This is a genomic window from Sutcliffiella halmapala (assembly GCF_050107295.1).
Lineage (GTDB): Bacteria > Bacillota > Bacilli > Bacillales > Bacillaceae_I > Sutcliffiella_A > Sutcliffiella_A halmapala_A.
Genome location: NZ_JBNIKR010000007.1, coordinates 190157 through 208657 on the forward strand (window position 1 = coordinate 190157; position 18501 = coordinate 208657).

At 41.6% G+C, this 18501-nt stretch carries 25 protein-coding genes; 18 read left to right on the forward strand and 7 right to left on the reverse strand.

The features are described from left to right. Nucleotides 1–31 precede the first annotated feature (31 nt). Both ACQCT5_RS13525 and ACQCT5_RS13530 read right to left on the reverse strand, forming a co-directional pair. Nucleotides 32–388, reverse strand: a complete 357-nt coding sequence (locus tag ACQCT5_RS13525; RefSeq protein ID WP_499642547.1) for a hypothetical protein — start codon at nt 386–388, stop codon at nt 32–34. Between the two features lie 13 nt (nt 389–401). After that, complete coding sequence (locus tag ACQCT5_RS13530) at nt 402–887, reverse strand: PaaI family thioesterase (protein ID WP_499642548.1); 486 nt, start codon at nt 885–887, stop codon at nt 402–404. Nucleotides 888–1020: 133 nt separating this feature from the next. On the opposite strand from ACQCT5_RS13530, the gene ACQCT5_RS13535 reads away from it, so the two are divergent. The 4 genes from ACQCT5_RS13535 to ACQCT5_RS13550 all read left to right on the forward strand — a co-directional run bounded on the left by ACQCT5_RS13535 (nt 1021) and on the right by ACQCT5_RS13550 (nt 2790). Further along, on the forward strand, nt 1021–1422 hold the full coding sequence (locus tag ACQCT5_RS13535; RefSeq protein WP_499642549.1) for a YlbD family protein: 402 nt from the start codon (nt 1021–1023) through the stop codon (nt 1420–1422). 65 nt (nt 1423–1487) lie between these two features. Further along, nucleotides 1488–1727 carry a YlbE-like family protein gene (locus ACQCT5_RS13540; RefSeq protein WP_386644204.1) on the forward strand — a complete coding sequence of 80 codons (240 nt, stop codon included), beginning with the start codon at nt 1488–1490 and terminating at the stop codon, nt 1725–1727. A 108-nt stretch (nt 1728–1835) separates the two neighbouring features. Beyond that, on the forward strand, nt 1836–2285 hold the full coding sequence (locus ACQCT5_RS13545) for a hypothetical protein (protein ID WP_499642550.1): 450 nt from the start codon (nt 1836–1838) through the stop codon (nt 2283–2285). Nucleotides 2286–2340: 55 nt separating this feature from the next. Then, entirely contained in the window at nt 2341–2790 is a 450-nt protein-coding gene (locus tag ACQCT5_RS13550) for a YlbF/YmcA family competence regulator (RefSeq protein ID WP_499642551.1), read from the forward strand. A gap of 45 nt (nt 2791–2835) precedes the next feature. Here the strand turns inward: ACQCT5_RS13550 and ACQCT5_RS13555 are convergent, their stop codons facing one another. Then, nucleotides 2836–3171 carry a hypothetical protein gene (locus ACQCT5_RS13555; RefSeq protein ID WP_499642552.1) on the reverse strand — a complete coding sequence of 112 codons (336 nt, stop codon included), beginning with the start codon at nt 3169–3171 and terminating at the stop codon, nt 2836–2838. Between the two features lie 367 nt (nt 3172–3538). On the opposite strand from ACQCT5_RS13555, the gene ACQCT5_RS13560 reads away from it, so the two are divergent. Continuing rightward, complete coding sequence (locus tag ACQCT5_RS13560; protein ID WP_386644195.1) at nt 3539–3814, forward strand: YlbG family protein; 276 nt, start codon at nt 3539–3541, stop codon at nt 3812–3814. Between the two features lie 104 nt (nt 3815–3918). Here the strand turns inward: ACQCT5_RS13560 and ACQCT5_RS13565 are convergent, their stop codons facing one another. Beyond that, nucleotides 3919–4308, reverse strand: coding sequence for a DUF7147 family protein (locus tag ACQCT5_RS13565; protein WP_499642553.1), 390 nt, complete (start codon nt 4306–4308; stop codon nt 3919–3921). Nucleotides 4309–4433: 125 nt separating this feature from the next. Here ACQCT5_RS13565 and ACQCT5_RS13570 point away from each other — a divergent pair, with 125 nt between their 5' ends. From ACQCT5_RS13570 to coaD, 3 genes are all read left to right on the forward strand, one after another. Then, nucleotides 4434–4757 carry a hypothetical protein gene (locus ACQCT5_RS13570; RefSeq protein ID WP_499642554.1) on the forward strand — a complete coding sequence of 108 codons (324 nt, stop codon included), beginning with the start codon at nt 4434–4436 and terminating at the stop codon, nt 4755–4757. Nucleotides 4758–5060: 303 nt separating this feature from the next. Beyond that, the gene (gene rsmD, locus ACQCT5_RS13575; protein WP_499642555.1) at nt 5061–5633 is read left to right on the forward strand and encodes a 16S rRNA (guanine(966)-N(2))-methyltransferase RsmD; all 573 of its coding nucleotides are present in this window, start codon (nt 5061–5063) and stop codon (nt 5631–5633) included. 1 nt (nt 5634) lies between these two features. After that, nucleotides 5635–6120 (forward strand): pantetheine-phosphate adenylyltransferase, encoded by a 486-nt coding sequence (coaD, locus tag ACQCT5_RS13580; RefSeq protein WP_499642556.1) that lies wholly within the window; start codon nt 5635–5637, stop codon nt 6118–6120. 60 nt (nt 6121–6180) lie between these two features. Here coaD and ylbJ read toward each other — a convergent pair whose 3' ends face one another. Next, nucleotides 6181–7416: a sporulation integral membrane protein YlbJ gene (ylbJ, locus tag ACQCT5_RS13585; RefSeq protein ID WP_499642557.1), complete on the reverse strand. Its 1236-nt coding sequence runs from the start codon at nt 7414–7416 to the stop codon at nt 6181–6183. A 577-nt stretch (nt 7417–7993) separates the two neighbouring features. Between ylbJ and ACQCT5_RS13590 the strand changes: the two genes are divergently transcribed. Continuing rightward, nucleotides 7994–8788 (forward strand): patatin-like phospholipase family protein, encoded by a 795-nt coding sequence (locus tag ACQCT5_RS13590; protein WP_499642558.1) that lies wholly within the window; start codon nt 7994–7996, stop codon nt 8786–8788. Then, the gene (locus tag ACQCT5_RS13595) at nt 8778–9800 is read left to right on the forward strand and encodes a SepM family pheromone-processing serine protease (RefSeq protein WP_499642559.1); all 1023 of its coding nucleotides are present in this window, start codon (nt 8778–8780) and stop codon (nt 9798–9800) included. Before ACQCT5_RS13590 ends, ACQCT5_RS13595 begins: the two co-directional genes overlap by 11 nt. 238 nt (nt 9801–10038) lie before the next feature. On the opposite strand, the gene ACQCT5_RS13600 is transcribed toward ACQCT5_RS13595, so the two are convergent. Continuing rightward, complete coding sequence (locus ACQCT5_RS13600; RefSeq protein WP_499642560.1) at nt 10039–11283, reverse strand: nucleotidyltransferase; 1245 nt, start codon at nt 11281–11283, stop codon at nt 10039–10041. Between the two features lie 207 nt (nt 11284–11490). Here ACQCT5_RS13600 and ACQCT5_RS13605 point away from each other — a divergent pair, with 207 nt between their 5' ends. The 5 genes from ACQCT5_RS13605 to ACQCT5_RS13625 all read left to right on the forward strand — a co-directional run bounded on the left by ACQCT5_RS13605 (nt 11491) and on the right by ACQCT5_RS13625 (nt 14368). Further along, on the forward strand, nt 11491–12006 hold the full coding sequence (locus ACQCT5_RS13605) for a YceD family protein (RefSeq protein ID WP_204418479.1): 516 nt from the start codon (nt 11491–11493) through the stop codon (nt 12004–12006). Between the two features lie 45 nt (nt 12007–12051). Next, the gene (gene rpmF / locus ACQCT5_RS13610; protein ID WP_010193033.1) at nt 12052–12225 is read left to right on the forward strand and encodes a 50S ribosomal protein L32; all 174 of its coding nucleotides are present in this window, start codon (nt 12052–12054) and stop codon (nt 12223–12225) included. A gap of 137 nt (nt 12226–12362) precedes the next feature. After that, complete coding sequence (locus tag ACQCT5_RS13615) at nt 12363–13124, forward strand: enoyl-CoA hydratase/isomerase family protein (protein ID WP_499642561.1); 762 nt, start codon at nt 12363–12365, stop codon at nt 13122–13124. 94 nt (nt 13125–13218) lie between these two features. Next, a complete protein-coding gene (locus tag ACQCT5_RS13620) occupies nt 13219–13836 on the forward strand; it encodes an RsfA family transcriptional regulator (protein WP_499642562.1) in 618 nt (205 codons plus the stop codon). 115 nt (nt 13837–13951) lie between these two features. Then, on the forward strand, nt 13952–14368 hold the full coding sequence (locus tag ACQCT5_RS13625; RefSeq protein WP_499642563.1) for a thiol-disulfide oxidoreductase DCC family protein: 417 nt from the start codon (nt 13952–13954) through the stop codon (nt 14366–14368). An 84-nt stretch (nt 14369–14452) separates the two neighbouring features. Here ACQCT5_RS13625 and ACQCT5_RS13630 read toward each other — a convergent pair whose 3' ends face one another. Next, nucleotides 14453–14950: an N-acetyltransferase gene (locus ACQCT5_RS13630; protein WP_499642564.1), complete on the reverse strand. Its 498-nt coding sequence runs from the start codon at nt 14948–14950 to the stop codon at nt 14453–14455. A gap of 241 nt (nt 14951–15191) precedes the next feature. Between ACQCT5_RS13630 and ACQCT5_RS13635 the strand changes: the two genes are divergently transcribed. The 3 genes from ACQCT5_RS13635 to ACQCT5_RS13645 are packed head-to-tail and all read left to right on the forward strand — an operon-like array spanning nt 15192 to nt 18365. After that, a complete protein-coding gene (locus tag ACQCT5_RS13635) occupies nt 15192–16535 on the forward strand; it encodes an acetyl-CoA carboxylase biotin carboxylase subunit (protein ID WP_499642565.1) in 1344 nt (447 codons plus the stop codon). A gap of 36 nt (nt 16536–16571) precedes the next feature. Next, complete coding sequence (locus tag ACQCT5_RS13640) at nt 16572–16784, forward strand: acetyl-CoA carboxylase biotin carboxyl carrier protein subunit (RefSeq protein WP_499642566.1); 213 nt, start codon at nt 16572–16574, stop codon at nt 16782–16784. Nucleotides 16785–16823: 39 nt separating this feature from the next. Continuing rightward, nucleotides 16824–18365, forward strand: a complete 1542-nt coding sequence (locus ACQCT5_RS13645) for an acyl-CoA carboxylase subunit beta (protein ID WP_499642567.1) — start codon at nt 16824–16826, stop codon at nt 18363–18365. Nucleotides 18366–18501 lie beyond the last annotated feature (136 nt).

An 18501-nucleotide genomic window follows, 5' to 3' on the forward strand; every position in this document is an offset into this window, starting at 1 on the left:
AAAGCTGAACATCAGGGGAAACTCGCGATGTTCAGCTTTCTTTTATGCTTCCAGCAATAAAAATGTCGTCTTTTTCCCATTGTCCTTCCAGCAATACTGCGTTGCCTGGTTGAAGGTTCATCTCTTTCCAATCCTGAGTAAATGGCTGCCGAAACACCACAGTAACGGTCCGGTCGTTGCTTTGCAGCCGAATGGTGGTTACCATCATGTACATTTCATGGTAATAGCGCTTTTTCACAATACTCAATTCGGTGATGGTGCCTTGTATACGCGCCTCCTGCCTTACATGGTCGAGCATTTCCCATTTCCTACGTTGCTTTGCTTTCTCTTTTTTTGTAATCAGATAAAAATACAGGATTAAAATAGGAATGACTATTGCTGTTACCATACAAACAACCTCTTTACTCTTTTTTAGGGATAATGAAGAAGCTACCGGTAGCATGAGCAATCAATGTATGGTCGTCCCTGAAAACTTTCCCTTCCATTACCAGAAGCTTGGAGCCTTTATGTATAACATTTGCCACGCAAGTATATTCATTTCCGACGCCTTTTGCTACATAGTTGATTTTCATCTCAGTGGTAACAGCTGCTTTATCTTCCGGCAGTAATCGGAAAGCCAATGTGCCCATTGCTGAATCTAGAAGTGTGGCAGTCAGTCCGCCATGCAAAATATCTAATGAATTCTGCAGAATCTCCGTATTTGGAATGGTCATTGTCAATTTATCAGGCTCATGGAATTCACTTTTAATCCCCATTAGCGCCCCGATATGTGTCCCATTCTTACCCGACCTTTTCCGCTTTAGGCTATCAAGGTATAAAGAGGCAACCTCGCGCTCCTCCAATGTGGCATCTATTAAAAAATCGTTCCATTGCTGTGTTAAGTCCATTTCTGTTCCTCTTTTCTAAGCAGTCTCCTCTCATTTTAACAATTAATGGCATGTAATGAAAAGAAAAATAGGCGAACGCTTTTTCATTTTTTCAATAAAATACACTAGGCATATAGAGGAGAGAGGTGAGAGAATGGCAACGAAAGAAAAGCACCCAAGTATTGAAAAGTTCAAAGCGTTTGTCAAAAAGCATCCGAAACTTGCTCAGGAAGTGAAAGGCAACAAAAAGACCTGGCAGGAGCTTTTTGAAGAATGGTATTTGCTTGGGGAGGAGGATGAAAGCTGGAAAAGCTTCCGGGATCCCAACCTTCCAGAGGAAGAGAAGAGTTCCAAGGAGTCAAAATCAGATGTTATTCCTCAAATATTACAATCTTTAAAGAAAATGGATATGAACCAGATGCAATACCATTTAACCAATGTAAATTCTGCAATAGGTAATATCCAACAGCTTATCCAACAGTTTATCCCAAACTCGTCCAAGGGAAGTTCACCGTCCCAAGGCGCCAAAAACCCTTTTTCGTTTCGAAAAGATTAAGCTCTTTTCTTAAAACATGTAAGAATCAATGTGAAACAGCAAAAGATTAGGAATGGATGAAGATCATGAGAAAAGATGTGTACGAATATATCCAAAAGAAAAAAACATTAAAGTCCTATTTGCGTGAACAGCCATCCTGGTATCGAACACTGACGAGAAACCCTGAAAAGCTAAATGATTTTGAGTTATCTTCCATGCACTATTACAAACAGACCATTCCCCACAAAGTAGAAAAATTCCAGAATTCCGTCCAGATGGCGTCCATGATGGTGCATATGTTTCAGACCATGAAGAATATGGATTGAACAGAATAAATTGATTTTGATGGAGCTAACGGATAGCTCCATTTTACATATCCAGGTATAGAAACACTTCCAGTTTCTCAAACTAAGGAAAAATTGGGAGGAGCAACCATGATGAATAAGTTTTTTATTACCTTTACCTGCTTCACTCTTGTGCTTCTATCAGGCTGCAAGGAAGAAAAACGCAAAGAGCCCGAAGTGATGAACAATGTAAATGAACTGGCAACTGAAGTATCATTGATGTCTTCTCAGGTAAAGAAACCATCCGGTAGATCTTTATCGATGACCATTCATCACCACATCAAGGGTCAGCATGTATACATGGAATGCATCGTTGGTCCGAATTTTCATTTTACCGACGATAGCAGAAAAAGAAAGCAGGGAGAAGGACGCCTCCATGTTTATGTAGATGGGAAACTATTGGAAACCAAGTCCCAAGGAGCCTTTATTCTGAAAGGGATGCCGACTGGAAAACACACTATAACCGTCAAGCTGATGCACAATGACCAGACGGAATATGGAATTTCGGAGTCTTTTGAAGTAGAGATAAATGAGGGGTAGGTATTATACTTCCTTTAGATTTCATGGTATGATGGAATTGGAGGTGTATCCCAATATGATCGCTACTTTTGAGCATGTTCAAATGGTAGAAAAAGCAGAAGAATTGGCGAAGATGATTTGGCAGTCAGAGCTTGCCGAAGACTATCATCGCTGTCTATATAATGTACATCAGGATAAAGAGGCACAGGAATTGATCCGTGCTTTTCAACATATGAAAGACCGTTATGAGGAAGTACAGCGTTTTGGGAAGTACCATCCCGATTACCGGAAAGTCACCCTCGAAACAAGGGAGCTTAAGAGAAAAGTAGATCTGCATGAGACCATTCATGCGTTCAAGCAGGCAGAGGATGCCATTCAAAAAACACTTGATGAAATCAGTGTCATGATAGGCCAATCCGTCTCTGTCAATGTAAAGGTACCAACAGGAAATCCATTTTTCGATTCCCTATCAAGCTGCGGCGGAGGCTGTGGATCTGGTGGAGGATGCGGCTGTAAAGCAAGTTGATATCCAGTTTGACTAGAAAAAGAGACTAATCCGTTAGTCTCTTTTTTATGAATTTTTTCTTAAACGGATACAATCCTCACATAGATTTCCACAACAGAACATTTTCTCCTGTGGAACAAAAAAACGGTGTCTGTAAACATATTGGTGGTGAGCTTCCCGGACAAAATGAGTTTCCACCGTTACCTTTTTGCGGAACATCGCTTTTTTAGCACAGGCAGCTATGATTACAGATCCTTTGGCTTCCCACTCTGACACTTTTTCCGCGGAAACATGTACATAGAGAAAAGGTATTCCGGTGATGTTTTTTCGGAAGCACCCCTCCACCAGCTCATCTTCTTTCAATTCATTCAAAAAAGTAGACCAGATTTGTTCAAGTTCCATGGTTGGTGCCTCCTAACCTATTTTATGATCTTAGTTAGAGTCTAGTGTAGATACTTCAGAATCTAGCTGGTGATTGGAACAATAGGCGAAGACTCCCGCGGGTGTTGCGTTTAGTGGAGACCCCACAGGCGAAGCCGAGGAGGCTCTCGCAAGCCCCTTGGGTCGCTGCGCCTAGTGCGGAAATCGACAGCGGTGTTCAATAGTGCTTAATCATAAAGGAAAGTAATGAATTTTCACATATATTAGGGTGTTTATGTGTGTCATCTTCCATGCATCCGTGATAAAATAATAAAAGGTCGAAAGAATATGATAATATAGGGATATTATAGATATCGGCAAGCTAGAATGATAAAAGGGGCAAAAACATATGCTGACACAAAGACAAGGCATTGTAGTATGGCTACATTCGTTAAAGCAAGCAAAGCTGCTGCGACGTTATGGCAATGTCATTTATATATCAAAAAAATTGAAATATGTTCTATTCTACTGTAATAGTGAAGATACCGACACTTTGGTCGAAAAGCTGAACAAGCAATCCTATGTGAAGAAAGTGGAAGTATCCCACAAGCCATCCATCAAAACCCATTACGAAAATTCCAGACCGGATAAGGCAAAGGAATATGATTATAAGATGGGACTATAAGAAAAAGCAGTACAAACTTTGACATCAAGTTGGGTTTGTACTGCTTTTTGTCTTTAATTGCCTTTTTCTACCTTAATTAAACACTTTTGAAGCAGGATGATCATTTATCTTAAAGGCGGAATATAATGGTTTAATCGTAATATTCCTATAATGTATTGATAGAATAGTGCCTTTTCTGCAAAGGTGGTGGATGGCTTGATATCCATCTGTATGATTACCTTGTCCAGGCTTGCAGCCAATTCCTCAAATAATGCCACACGTTTATTTTGCAGATGATTTGGATTGGGTATCCCTTCTAAACATATGTAAATGGCCTGAAAGTCTCCAGGGATTGTCGGTTTCATGACGACTGCCAAAGAAGTGACCTTTTTTCCATTCTTTTCAGTGTGGAACATCATGAGATGCTGCAGCCGTTCCTTGTTGCACCTTCCCAATTCCAATAGCTCATAAATATCGGAATAACCTTCCCCTAATTCTATAAATCGTTGAATCATTTTTTAAAAACTCCTCTCCAAGAACGTGTTCATTTAAACAACTATCATTATCCCGGTTTTACTTTAACACTTTCCGCATAAAAATAGAAGTACAGCCCAAAGACCATTGAAAGGGAGGAAAGCTTATGTTATTGGTTTTCTTAAGTTTATTGGGTGTTTTACTAGTTGTTTATGGAAAAGATCACTTCACCATCACGAAATCTTCACAAGAGAACCACGATATACCCTTAAAGGGAATTCTCGCCACTGGAATAGTATTCTACCTGCTGTCGAGAGGACTGATAAATGACGATCAGAAGGATTTGCTTGAATCGAAGACCTTAGAAGAACTGGAAGGGTATATTCTAAGCAAAAATATTTTAACAGAACAAGAATGGGCGAATGTTTGCTTCACGGAATTCGACTCCACCACTCTAAGTGACTTTGACATGGATATGCCGGTGCTATAAAAAAAAACCCTGCAAGGATACCCATGCAGGGTCCTTCCATTCCTTGAAAAATTTCAAGGTTAAGAAGGCAAAGGGAGAGGAGAAACCGGAGGAAGAACTTATGGGGAAACGTAAGTCTTCTCCGCGGTTGGCAACAACATCACACGAATAGATGTTGTTATAGGTAAGTATGAACCAAATAAAGGAAAGCTATACACGCAAGTTACAACTATCCTCCATCCTGATAAATACTTTTGAATTTTATGTCGAATATGATAGGATATTGGTAATTGAGTTTATAGAAATAAAAGTTGTGGTGAGAAGATGAGAGTAGTGTCAGGAAAATTTAAAGGTAGACAGTTGAAAGCGGTACCAGGGATGAATACCCGGCCCACGACCGATAAAGTAAAAGAATCAATTTTTAATATCATCGGACCATATTTTGACGGCGGTTCGGCTTTAGATCTTTTTGGCGGCAGCGGCTCACTTGGAATCGAAGCTCTCAGCCGGGGAATCAATCAAGTGATTTTCGTTGATAAAGATGGGAAAGCGATTCAGACTATTAAACAAAATGTTGAAACCTTTGAATTGGAGTCCCAGGTGGAAATCTATCGCAACGATGCAATGAGAGCATTGAATGCGTTGAATAAAAGGGAGATTTCATTTGATTTGATTTTATTGGATCCTCCATATAAGAGGCATCACCTGGAAGATCTTATACATAAAATAAGTGATTTTCATTTACTGTCCGAAACTGGCCTTATCATGGCAGAGCATAGCAACGAGGTTGAATTGCCTATCATTCTTGGAAGCTTCAAACGGACAAGGCAGGAGCATTACGGGCTGACCGTGATTTCAGTATATAAATTTGCATCGGGTGATGAAGGAGGAAATTAAGTTGGCAAGTATTGCAGTTTGTCCAGGTAGCTTTGATCCGGTTACCTTTGGTCATATGGATATAATCAAAAGAGCATCCAAGGTGTTTGATAAGGTATATGTGTGTGTCTTGAATAACACCTCCAAAAAGCCATTGTTTACTGTGGAAGAAAGGGTTGCGCTTCTTCAGGAGGTCACAAACGAATTTGGAAATGTGGAAGTGGAAGAGTTCCATGGCTTATTGATTGATTACGCACGCAGCAAAAATGCAAGCTCCATTGTCAGAGGCTTAAGAGCGGTTTCCGACTTTGAATATGAAATGCAGATCACATCGATGAACAGGGTGCTCGACGAAAGCATTGAAACCTTGTTTATGATGACCAATAATCAATATTCCTTCTTAAGTTCAAGTATTGTAAAAGAAGTCGCAAAATACAGCGGCTCCGTTTCGGAACTGGTACCGCCGGTTGTAGAGGAAGCGCTGAAAAAGAAATTCGAAAGTAATTAAGTAATACATAGGTAGTGCCAGCACTTGGTAGACAGGGTGCTGGTTTTTTATTTGGAGAATCTATGATTTTACGTCTTGTCTGCTTCGGCTCAGCAAGATAATCAAATATACCCATAGAACTGCCAAAGTAAATAAGGGGCCGTATACTTCCAAGTTTGACAGCAGTTTCTCCCAGAAACCTGCGGGCAGATAAGGAGCAAAAACAGGAATATCCACGCTCGCATTTTCCAGGCCGTTCAATTTTTTATCAATCGGTTTCCAAAGAAGGAAGGTAATTAGTGCAGCAAAGCAGCCATGCATGATTCTGGCCAAAAAGAAAGGCTTGAATCGGATATCGGATTCAGCAAGGATGCTTGCAACCTGTGCCTGGACGGACAAACCACTGAATGCGAGGAAAAAGCTTGTAATAATAATCTGATCCATCAGGGAAACATGCATCACTTCACTTGTTAATTTACCTCCTAAAGTGATTTCAAAAATGCCGGATATCAGTGGTACGCTCAGTTCTGTTGAGATTTGGAATAGCGGAAGTAATAGCCCGAGCATACCTGCCAGCAATGCGGTGACCCCAATAAGGGCAAGCATGCTGTTCAGAACGGAAAATAGGATGAGGAAGCCACCAACCATCAACAGGGTCTGGACAGATGTCAGTACTGCATCTCCCAAGAGTTTTCCAAGGGGTTTTTGATTTTTAAGGCGTGTTTGGTGAAGCTCGCTGAAGGCCCTTCTCAAGGATATTTTCTTCACGGCGGAGTGGCGCTCCAATTTTTTACCTTTGTAGTAAGGTCCATGAAAACGCATCACCAACCCAACACAAATGTTGCCAAGATAATGTGCTAAAGCAAGAATGATCCCCACCTTTGCATTATGGAAAAATCCGACTGCAATAGCGCCGAATATAAAGAGTGGATTAGATGAATTCGTAAAAGATACAAGTCTTTCCGCTTCATATGCCGTTATCTGGTTATCCTTCCGGAGCCTTACCGTCAGCTTCGCTCCGGAAGGATAGCCGGAGGCCATACCCATTGCCCAAACGAATCCCCCCACGCCTGGCACCCGGAACAATGGCCGCATCAACGGCTCCAGCAATACCCCAATAAAGGCGACCACCCCGAACCCTATTAACAGTTCGCTGATAATCAAAAATGGGAGCAGGGAAGGAAAGACGATCTCCCACCACATTTTCAGGCCCCTTAAGCTTGCTTCAAAGGAAGCCTGAGGATTAAGTATAAGTGATAGTGCTAGTAGGGAAATAATAAAAGCAAAGAATAATGTTTTTATTTTGGATAAGTTCACTTGTTTAGCCTCCTAGCCAACTTTGGGGATGAAAGGGTTCCAGAGCGAGCGCCCTCCGCTTTTCTTTGTCTAGCTCCGCCGGCTAGCCCCTCGAGTCATAAGCCATGTTTCCTGTGGAGGTAAAACCCAACCTCCTCCGGAAACCTGTCTTATACTTGTCGGGGCTGCCCAAGCCAGCTCCGCTTTTCTTTGTCTAGCTGCGGGCGCTTGGGACTATCAAACTTCCCTCACTTCCCTACGATAAGTCAACATCGAATCGCTAACGCTCTTCGTGTTTCCTATATCTCAGGAAGCTCAGTCCAGTTTGTACGTCCCAGAGCGAGCGCCCTCCGCTTTTCTTTTTAGTACAAGAATGATTGGGTTTTTGTTAGAATATTAATAATTACCTATGAATGGTGGGATGGTTTGTCCATCTTACCTTTCAATATACGAGGGAAGGGTAGGGATTTAGAACAAAAATTGACCCAAGTCTCTACTGTTTGCTCACCATATAAATACAAGAAGCGTACAATGAATATGAAGAAAATAGCAGGTTTAATGGGCTTTTAGGTGGCTGTTAAAGCTTGGGGTGATGTGTATGGAACCTAAAATTGGAGTCGCACTGGGGTCTGGTGGTGCAAGGGGGTTTGCCCATCTTGGTGTGCTGAAAGTGTTGCAGGATGAAAATATTCCGATTGACCTGATAGCCGGGAGCAGTATGGGGGCATTAGTCGGCAGCTTCTTTGCGATGGGGCATGATATGGACCGCTTATACAAAATTGCTACTGCATTCAAACGGAAGTATTATCTGGATTTCACGGTTCCGAAGATGGGCTTTATCAGTGGCAATCGAGTGAAGGATCTGTTCAGGATGTTTACCCAAAATAAAAACATTGAGGATCTGGCTATACCGCTTTCTATCGTAACGACTGATCTGGAGAAGGCCGAGAAGGTTGTTTTGACAACAGGATCCATTGCAGATGCTGTCAGGGCAAGCATTTCCATTCCGGGTATTTTTGTGCCTGAAAAGCTGAATGGGCGTCTCCTGGTGGATGGAGGAGTGGTAGACCGTGTACCAGTCAGTGTGGCAAAAGAGATGGGAGCGGACCTGGTAATAGCCATCGATGTCTCCCATGTGAAAACGAACGAACCGGTGGATTCGATTTTCGATGTTATTCTGCAGACCATTGATATCATGCAAAATGAACTGGTGAAGCGCAGTGAGCTGGAGTCTGATATTATGATACGGCCACCTGTTGCACACTACAGTTCACGTGCGTTCACCAATATAGAAGAGATTATCCGGATAGGGGAAGAAGAGACAAAAAGGCATATTCCTCTCATTCGGAAAAGGATTGAGGAGTGGAAGGGGAATAAACAGGATGAAGAGTAAAATGTATAGAAATTCCTTGATAATCGGGGTCATTATTGCTGTAGTATTGAATTTTGTCACACTGCCCTATTATGTGACCAGGCCGGGATCAGCAGAAGAGCTTGCACCACTGGTTTCTGTGGAAGGGGGAGATAAGGATGATGCGGGTCGCTTTATGCTGACAACGGTTAAAATGGGGAAAGCGAATGTCTTTACCTATGCCTTTGCAAAATTCAGCGATTACCAAAATATCTACCCGATCAATCAGATTCGCAGGGAAGATGAATCAGATGAGGAGTACTCCTACCGTCAGCTTCATATGATGGAAAACTCCAAAGAGACGGCCATCAAAGTTGCTTATGAGAAGGCAGATAAGAGAGTAGAACTGATTTCACGAGGTGTTTATGTTTTCTCGGTGCTTGAAGGAATGCCCGCAGAAGGCAAATTGGCAATCGGGGATAGAATCACCCATATCAACGGGGAGGAAACTCCGACTTCAGAGATTTTCATGGAAAAGGTAAGTACCAAAGAGATTGGCGAAACGATTGAAGTTACATACGAACGTAAGAAGAATGAGGAAACTGCCAGTATTAAATTAGGTGAACATCCGGAAAAAGAAGGAAGTCCAGGGATAGGAATCAGTTTACTAACTGATTATGAGATTACAACCGATCCAGAAATCACTATCGATACAGCCCAAATCGGTGGACCATCTGCTGGTCTGATGTTTACACTCGAAGTTTACAATCAGCTAATGGAGGAAGACATATCAAAGGGTTATAATATAGCGGGTACCGGGGCAATCAACGAAAAAGGTGAAGTATTGCGTATCGGAGGAATTTCGCAAAAAATTGTCGCTGCTGACAACGCAGGTGTAGATATTTTCTTTGCTCCCAACGAAAACGGGGCTGAAAATTCCAATTACCAGGAAGCGCTTGTAGCTGCGAAAGACATTAAGACAAAAATGAAAATTGTTCCAGTTAATACCTTTGATGATGCAATCTCATATCTTGAAGAGCTTAATGAGAAATGAGATGAATAGGCTCTTTTCGTAAAGTTTGTTGCTTATGACAGTAAAAAATCGGCTTTTGGATTTTTCACCGTGATAAACTATGTATTATTTATTTCGTAAATTAACTAATAGACCGAAAAGAGCACGATGTTGGATAAATTTACGTGTTTATATTATATTCGTCAAAAGCAACAATTTCTGCGAATACAGCAAATGAATAACAAGACAGCGCCCAACAATAATGATGGGCGCTGTTTTTTCAATTCAAGAATGTGTTTTTTTCTTCGTTATATCTTATCGGCGGCCTTGAATACTCAAGCTGCATCCACTCGCTGCGGGCAGGCTCAGGGAATTTCATGGCATAGGTGTTGGTGGCCCTGATATCCATATCAAGCATCATACTTTCCAGAGAGGAAACCTTGGATACTAAAGGAAGGTTAGTGTCTTTTTTGATATTTTTTAGATAGCTTTGCCCTTTCTTGGACATGCCAAGCAATCGTATGTACTCACTCTTTTTTGTGGATGTGATTCGCTGCATCGCTTCTTTTTTGGTGTTTGTCAAAAGGTGGGTACACATCCTTTGTAATCTCGTCCATGTGTATCGCTTAGTTTTAAGCTTTTTCATGAACTCTTCAAAGGAATGGCTTTCTTTCATGGTCTGCTGCAGCCTGTGCTCAAGTCCCTCCTCCACCTCATAGATTTCAGCAAGCTCAGAAGGGGTGCTGCAAAGAATACGATACTTCAGAAGATGAAAATAATCCTCCCAACGATGAAATCCACCAGCCTGCCGTTGATAATGGGCAAGGAAATGGTAGGTACCCTCAGGAACATATTGTTGTACATTCTCAATTTGGCCGCCATGATTAAACAAGGCCCTGCGGATACTTGTGGCACTCGCAATGGTAGAAGTGTTGAAATCCGGGTCATGATAGCCGGCATTTGTTCGTTCAATGGTGAATGCCTGCAGTGGGCTATTCTGGTCGCGAATGGCCTTTACATAGTGATAGCCAAGAATATTGTTTGGCTGAGTCAAATCAAGGACCATCTCATTTTTTGTAATCTCCGTAAATGCCATGGAAGACGCTTTCGGGAAACTGTAGCCCTCTTGACTGTAAGCCTGTACAAGCAGATCATACTCCTGCTTTTTGGTTTCCATGATGGTCAAGGTTCGCTCGAAATCTCCGATATTTCCTTGCTCGCTTCCAAAACAGAGAGTCTCACAATGCATGCCAGATAATATGGATATGGATCCGCTTGCAAAGACCTCCGCTTTTTGGGTGGCAAAAGAATACGGCAATTCCACGACAATATCGATACCGTTGATAAGAGCCATTTTCGTCCTGGTCCACTTTGAAACGAGAGCAGGTTCCCCGCGCTGCAGAAACTGCCCGCTCATGACGGCGATGACAACTTCAGCCCCGGTTGCTTTCTTGGATTGCTCCAGATGAAATTTATGTCCGTTGTGAAAAGGGTTGTATTCAACAATTACGCCTAAAGATTTCATTTTCAGACCCCTTATAGCAGACAAATATGAACCTTTTCACATTGTCTGATGGTAATATTATTTAATCGACTGTTTTTTTAGCTATTTTTGTTAAGTACTTGTTCAAATCATAAGATTATGTCTATAATTATAGTGTAAAGAAAAAATATTGACAAATATATCGGTGAAAGCTATAATTACTTTTGTTGCCTTGAGGTGAATATCTTGTTGAAATGGACATTATTCCAGTTAAATCAGTTACAACATAAAGGTTTAGAAATCGATGAAACAGTTGATGTAAGTGAAATTACGACACATAGTGATATTCGATCTATTGAAGCCGTTCACGTAACTGGTAGAGCTGATTTAAGTTCGAAAAAAGCTACGTTTCATTTAACTGTGGAAGGTAGAATGGTTTTACCATGTTCACGTACATTGGTTGATGTGGACTATCCTTTTACGATAAAAACAACTGAAACTTATCTTTTTCAGCCTGCTGAGTATGAAAGTGATGAAGAAGAGCTGCACACGGTTGAAGGTGATGTGGTCGACTTAATGCCAATCATTAAGGAGGCAATCATTCTCGAGGTGCCGATGCAGATTTTCTCAGACTCTCCCGATAAGGAAGAGGCCGCTCCCCAATCTGGTAAAGACTGGGGCGTCATTACAGACGAGGATCAAGAGAAAAAGGTTGATCCAAGGCTTGCAGGACTGGCTAAGTTTTTTGAGAAAGACCAAGAGTAGAGATTACGCTTGTAATGGAAACTCGTTTTTAAGGAGGTGGGAAGAATGGCTGTACCTTTCAGAAGAACGTCTAAAACTGTAAAAAGAAAGCGTCGTACACACTTTAAACTACAAGTTCCTGGTATGGTAGAATGCCCAAGCTGCGGTGAACAGAAATTATCACACCGTGTATGCCCAGCATGTGGTACTTACAAAGGAAAAGAAGTAGTAAATAAATAATGGAAAAAGCACAGGGTCCGTCCCTAGTGCTTTTTTTATTTGTTCCTGTTTATATATGAATATCTTACGTAAAGCATTACAAGCACTCGGAAATCAGTTAATATGATATTAAAATCCTAAAAAGGAGCAGCTCAGACATGCAAACTTCAAAAACTGTAAGTTACATAGATGAACATGAGTTATTCTGGTTCCAAATAAACCGCCCCGACAAAAGAAATGCGGTCGATTATGATGTGATGAATGAACTGGAGCAGGCGTTAAAAGAAGTAAAAGGGAATCCGGCCATTAGAGCTTTCATTATTACAGGAACAGGAGAGCATTCGTTCTGTTCTGGAGGCGATCTCTCCGTTTTTCATGCCCTGCACACAAAAGAAGAGGCTTACTCCATGCTTTCTAAAATGGGGGAAATCCTATATAGCCTCATGACACTTCCTGTCCCCACTTATGCACTAATAAATGGCATAGCCATTGGAGGGGGCTGCGAAATTGCTTCTGCCTGTGATCAGAGGTGGGCATTGCCTCATGCCAAATTGGGGTTTGTACAAGGAAAGCTTGGAATTACAACCGGATGGGGAGGGGCGAGTATGCTATTTGAGAAAATCCCTTTACCTCAAGCTTTGCAAATGTTGAATTCCGCCACTATTTATCCAGCTGAGGTGGCAGAAAAACTCGGTTATGTCCAGAAAATAGTAACTTTCAATGAAACGCACACCCTGCATGAAGGCCTTGTACAATCTTCGGGAGTGCTAAGAAGCTATAAACAGGCACTGGTCAAAAAATGGGAGCAGACAAACCTGAAAGAGAGAATGCTAGCAGAAATAGAGCAATGTGCATATTTATGGGAACAGGATGAGCATCATAACGCTGTGGCGAGGTTTCTTCAAAGCAAGAAAAAATAAAGGTGCCGCTTCATTTTGGTACTTCATTTAGTCTATCTTTTCTATTACACGCATATGTATAGGAATAAAAAAGTGTGTTAGGGGGATAGCGCCTATGTCTACTGTTCGTCAAGATGCATGGACTCAAGATGAAGATCTATTGTTGGCGGAAGTGGTGTTACGATATATAAGAGATGGTGGCACGCAACTTACAGCCTTCGAGGAAGTCGGAAAAAAACTCTCTCGAACATCTGCAGCATGTGGCTTCAGGTGGAATTCATATGTCAGAAAGCAATATAAATCTGGAATCGAACTTGCCAAAAAGCAACGAAAAGAAATCAAAAGGGAACACGCAGCAAAAATTCCCGATCCTGAAGTGACGGAATTCAACAGTATCAATGAAAAATTATATGTATCAGATAACCTCACCATTTCTGCTGTCATAAGCTATCTGAACCATTTGGAGCAATTGGAGAACGAGTACACGAAGCTAAAAGATGAAAACCTTCAGCTCAAAAGGAAGGTTGATAAGCTTGAAGGGGAAGTCCAGCTATTGGGGGAATCGAAATTGGAGCTTGAAACATCGATGAATCTTGTCGAGGAGGACTATCGTGCCCTCATTGAAATAATGGAGCGCGCACGAAAGATGGTCGTGCTGCAGGATGATGAGAAGAATAAAAAGGTAAAGTTTCAAATGGATCGCAACGGCAATTTGGAAAGAATGGAAAAGTAAGATTCTATCATTGTGACCACCCATAACCCGGTGGTTTTTTTATTTGGCTTAAAACCACCTTCTTCCAGACAATAGAGGTATAATAGTAGCATACAAAGAAAAGCGAGGTTTTCTTATGCCTAGCAAAAAGGAAAAGGATATTCAACCCGTTCTATTATTTGATGGAGTTTGCAATATGTGCAATTCCTTGGTTATTTTTGTGATCAGGAATGATAAAAAGGGAAGATTCAAATTTGCATCTTTGCAATCAGTGCAAGGTCAACAGCTATTAAAAAACTTTTCCCTTTCTACAAATGAATTCGATACCTTCTATTTCATCCAAGGTAACAGATACTACACGAAATCATCGGCTGGGTTAAATGTGCTTAAAGGATTGGATGGGCCATGGAAGCTTCTTTATCCTCTAATTTTAGTGCCTAAGCCCCTTAGAGATTCCTTATATAGCTTTGTGGCTAAAAATCGCTACAAATGGTTCGGTAAGAAGGAAGCGTGCATGCTGCCAAGCCCCGAGATGAAAAAACGTTTTCTATAAAAAAAAGAACTCTTAGTAAAGCGAATGGGCGTTAAAGGCTAAAAATACCAAAGGGAAATTGCAGCGATGCAATTTCCCTTTGGTTTATTCTGCAGTATCAAGCGTTCCTGGTTGGGTTCTTTCCTGGGCGGATACCCCTTTCGGGTACCATACTAGCGGATTTTCTCCCAAATCGCGCTCCACGTCATAGTTAACGGAAGTGAAGCCCATTCGATTCCAGAAGTCTGCTGATTTTACACGTGGATTTGTTTTGATCGGTAAACCGAAGCTCTTAGCAAATTCAACGAGTTCTTTGCCGAAGCCTTTTCTCTGATAGGCAGACAATACTTCCAGTTTCCATAGCTCCAGGTAGTCCTGAGCTGGTTCAAAGTATTTATCCAATTCCTTGGAAACTCTGTATAGACTCATACGGGCTACTAATTTTTCCCCAAAGTAAATTCCGTAGAAAGGTGATTCGCTGTCATTTTCAATCATATTTGCCTGAAGGTCTTCTAGCATGGAAAGCTCCTGAATTCCATATTCTCTGAACTGCTTGAATTCTTCTAGTGTTTTATAGTTAATCGATAGTTTTTTTACAGTCATACCTTTTTCCCCCTCAAGTCTCTCTGGTCAGCCAACTGATAAAGCGCTTTCCTTTTATCTTATTAATTGGAAAGCATATATTTAATATTAATTATATAACAAAATAACAAAAAATTCTGCAATAATTTTAGAAAGCGTTTGCAATTTTAGAAGGAAATGAAGGGATTATGTAGAATTAATAGTATGTTAGAGGATTTTTTGCTTAGTATTCAGGTAATTTCTAGTGAAGGGAGACAGCTCTATGCAAAAGATACTTATTGCCAACCGGGGAGAAATAGCGGAACGGATCATCCGCACATGCAATCGGTTGGGTATTGAAACTGTTGCAGTATATTCAGAGGCTGATAAAGATTTGCCTTACGTCCATTCAGCAACTATTGCAAGACATATAGGAGAAGCCCCACCTCAGAAATCCTATTTGAATGTGGACCTTTTGATTGAAATTGCAAAAGAAGAAAATGTGGATGCCGTACATCCGGGATATGGATTTTTATCGGAAAACGGAGAATTCAGTGAGAGGCTGCAAGAGGAAGGGCTGATATTTATCGGTCCGTCTGTCGATGTTATCAAACTGATGGGGGATAAGCTCTCATCAAGAAGAACCATGATCGAAGCTGGCGTTCCTGTTGTACCTGGATCCGAACAGCCAGTGGAAAGCCTGGAAGCAGCTTGTCAGCTTGCTGCTGAGATCGGCTACCCCGTTATGCTGAAAGCGAGTGGAGGCGGTGGAGGCATCGGGATGCACCGATGTGAGAACCAACGGGATATAGAGAATACATTTGAACAGACAAAGAAAAGAGCTAAAGCATATTTTAAGAATGAAGATATGTTTATTGAAAAATACGTTGGAAACGCTAGACACATTGAAGTGCAGGTATTTGGAGACAGTCACGGAAATATTGTACATATGTATGAGAGAAACTGCTCTGTTCAGCGTCGAAATCAAAAAGTGATCGAAGAGGCGCAAAGCCCTGCAATCAGTGAGAACGCAAGAATGAAGATTTGTGAAGCTGCTGTTCTTGCTGCCAAGCAAGTCAATTACTCTAATGCAGGTACAGTGGAATTCATTATGGATGACAAGGAGAATTTCTATTTCCTTGAAATGAATACAAGACTACAGGTGGAACATCCGATTACTGAATCCATCACCGGACTTGACCTTGTTGAGTGGCAGCTTCTTGTTGCTGCTGGGAATCCCCTTCCATTAAAGCAGGAGGAGATCGCAAGTCAAGGACATGCCATCGAATTCAGGGTATATGCCGAGGATCCGGTTACGTTCTTTCCGTCGCCCGGACAGATTACAAAATGGCACATGCCGCTGCAGGAAGGAATTAGAATCGATAGTGGATATGGTCCGGACCTGAAAGTTACACCATTCTATGATCCTATGATAGCCAAAATTATCATAAGTGCACAAACTCGCAAAGAAACAATCGATCGTGCCAGGGAGTATCTGGATCAAGTGAAAGTGGAAGGGATAAAGACCAATCTGCCGTTTTTAAGGCATGCGCTACAAACAGATGAATTCATAATAGGGGATTACCATACCGGCTTCATTCAATCCATGAAGCCGATCACAAACTGATGTTGCACACACCATGAATCTTAGGAGGAAAACACAATGAAAAAAATTGAAGCATCAATGGCAGGAACTATTTGGAAAATATTAGTTGAAGCAGGAGACGAAGTCACTGCAGGTCAGACGGTTATCATCCTGGAAAGCATGAAAATGGAAATTCCTCTCGAAGCAACTGTTGATGGGAAGGTATCATCCATTAATGCTGCAGAGGGTGACTTTGTAAATGACGGAGATGTACTTCTCGAACTGGAATAGCCGATATTGTCAACTTAGAGGTAGAATGGAGGGCTCTGAATGATTAAAACAAGTGATCTGGATCAACAGTTTCAGGAAAACGTAGATAAGATTAAACGTGGTGGAAGTGAAAAATACCATGAAAAGCTGAAAGAGCAGAACAAACTGTTCGTAAGGGACCGTTTGGGGCTGTTATTTGATAATGGTCAATATGAAGAAGATGGGATTTTTGCAAACAATCAAGCAAAGGGACTTCCTGCAGATGGTGTCGTCACGGCAATCGGGAAAATTCATGGTCAGACTGTCTGTGTCATGGCAAACGACTCAACCGTAAAAGCGGGTTCCTGGGGTGCAAGGACTGTCGAGAAGATCATCAGGATACAGGAAACTGCTGAAAAGCTGATGGTCCCAATCCTTTATCTGGTAGACTCTGCCGGTGCGAGAATAACCGATCAGCTGGATATGTTTCCAAATAGACGTGGTGCAGGAAAAATCTTTTACAACCAGGTGAAACTCTCCGGGATGGTACCGCAAGTATGTCTATTGTTTGGGCCATCCGCAGCAGGTGGAGCCTATATTCCGGCTTTCTGTGACATTGTGGTAATGGTGGATGGAAATGCATCCATGTATTTGGGATCGCCAAGAATGGCTGAAAAGGTTATTGGGGAGAAGGTTACCCTTGAGGAAATGGGCGGAGCAAGAATGCATTGTTCTGTGAGTGGCTGCGGGGATGTGCTTGCCTCTTCTGAAGAGGAAGCGATCAGCCTTGCACGTAAATATATGACTTATTTTCCGAGCAGTTACCAAACCAAAACTTCCGAGGTTGATCCGGTAACTCCAAAAGAGGGGAGAAACCTGGCTGACATCATTCCTGTCAATCAGAATGCTCCTTTTGATATGTATGAGGCAATTGATCAGTTGATTGATGCAGACAGTTTTTTTGAAATTAAGAAACTGTTTGCCCCAGAACTTATCACCGGCTTAGCAAGGATAGATGGCAAGGTGGTTGGGATCATCGCCAACCAGCCAAAGGTGAAGGGTGGAGTCCTTTTTGTGGATTCTGCAGATAAGGGAGCAAAGTTTATCCAGCTTTGTGATGCTTATCATATTCCATTACTTTTCCTGGCTGATGTTCCAGGATTTATGATCGGTACCAAAGTGGAAAGGGCGGGCATTATCCGCCACGGCGCAAAATTAATAGCAGCAATGAGCTCCGCAACCGTTCCCAAAATCTCCGTTGTGGTTCGAAAAGCATATGGAGCAGGTCTGTATGCGATGGCTGGTCCGGCCTTTGAACCGGATTGCTGCATTGCGCTTCCTACTGCCCAAATTGCCGTTATGGGACCGGAAGCGGCGGTTAATGCCGTCTATTCCAATAAAATAAATGAGATTGAAGATCCAAAAGAGCGAATGGCATATGTTCAGGAAAAACACCAGGAATATAAAGAGCACATTGATATCTACAAGCTGGCATCTGAACTGATTGTCGATACAATAGTTCCGGCAAAGGAACTTCGAAATGTATTAATAAGCCGTTTCCAATATTATTCAAGTAAGCAAATGAATTTTAGTCACCGCAAACATCCAGTATATCCTGTATAATTTTCAGAGAGGGCCTACTCATTTATACCTGAGTGGGCCCTCATTTTTTAAAACATTTATATAGGTTTATAGATATTTTACTGTAGATTATCCTTCATATATTGGTACAATAAGAAGAAATAGGTAAAAAGGTGGA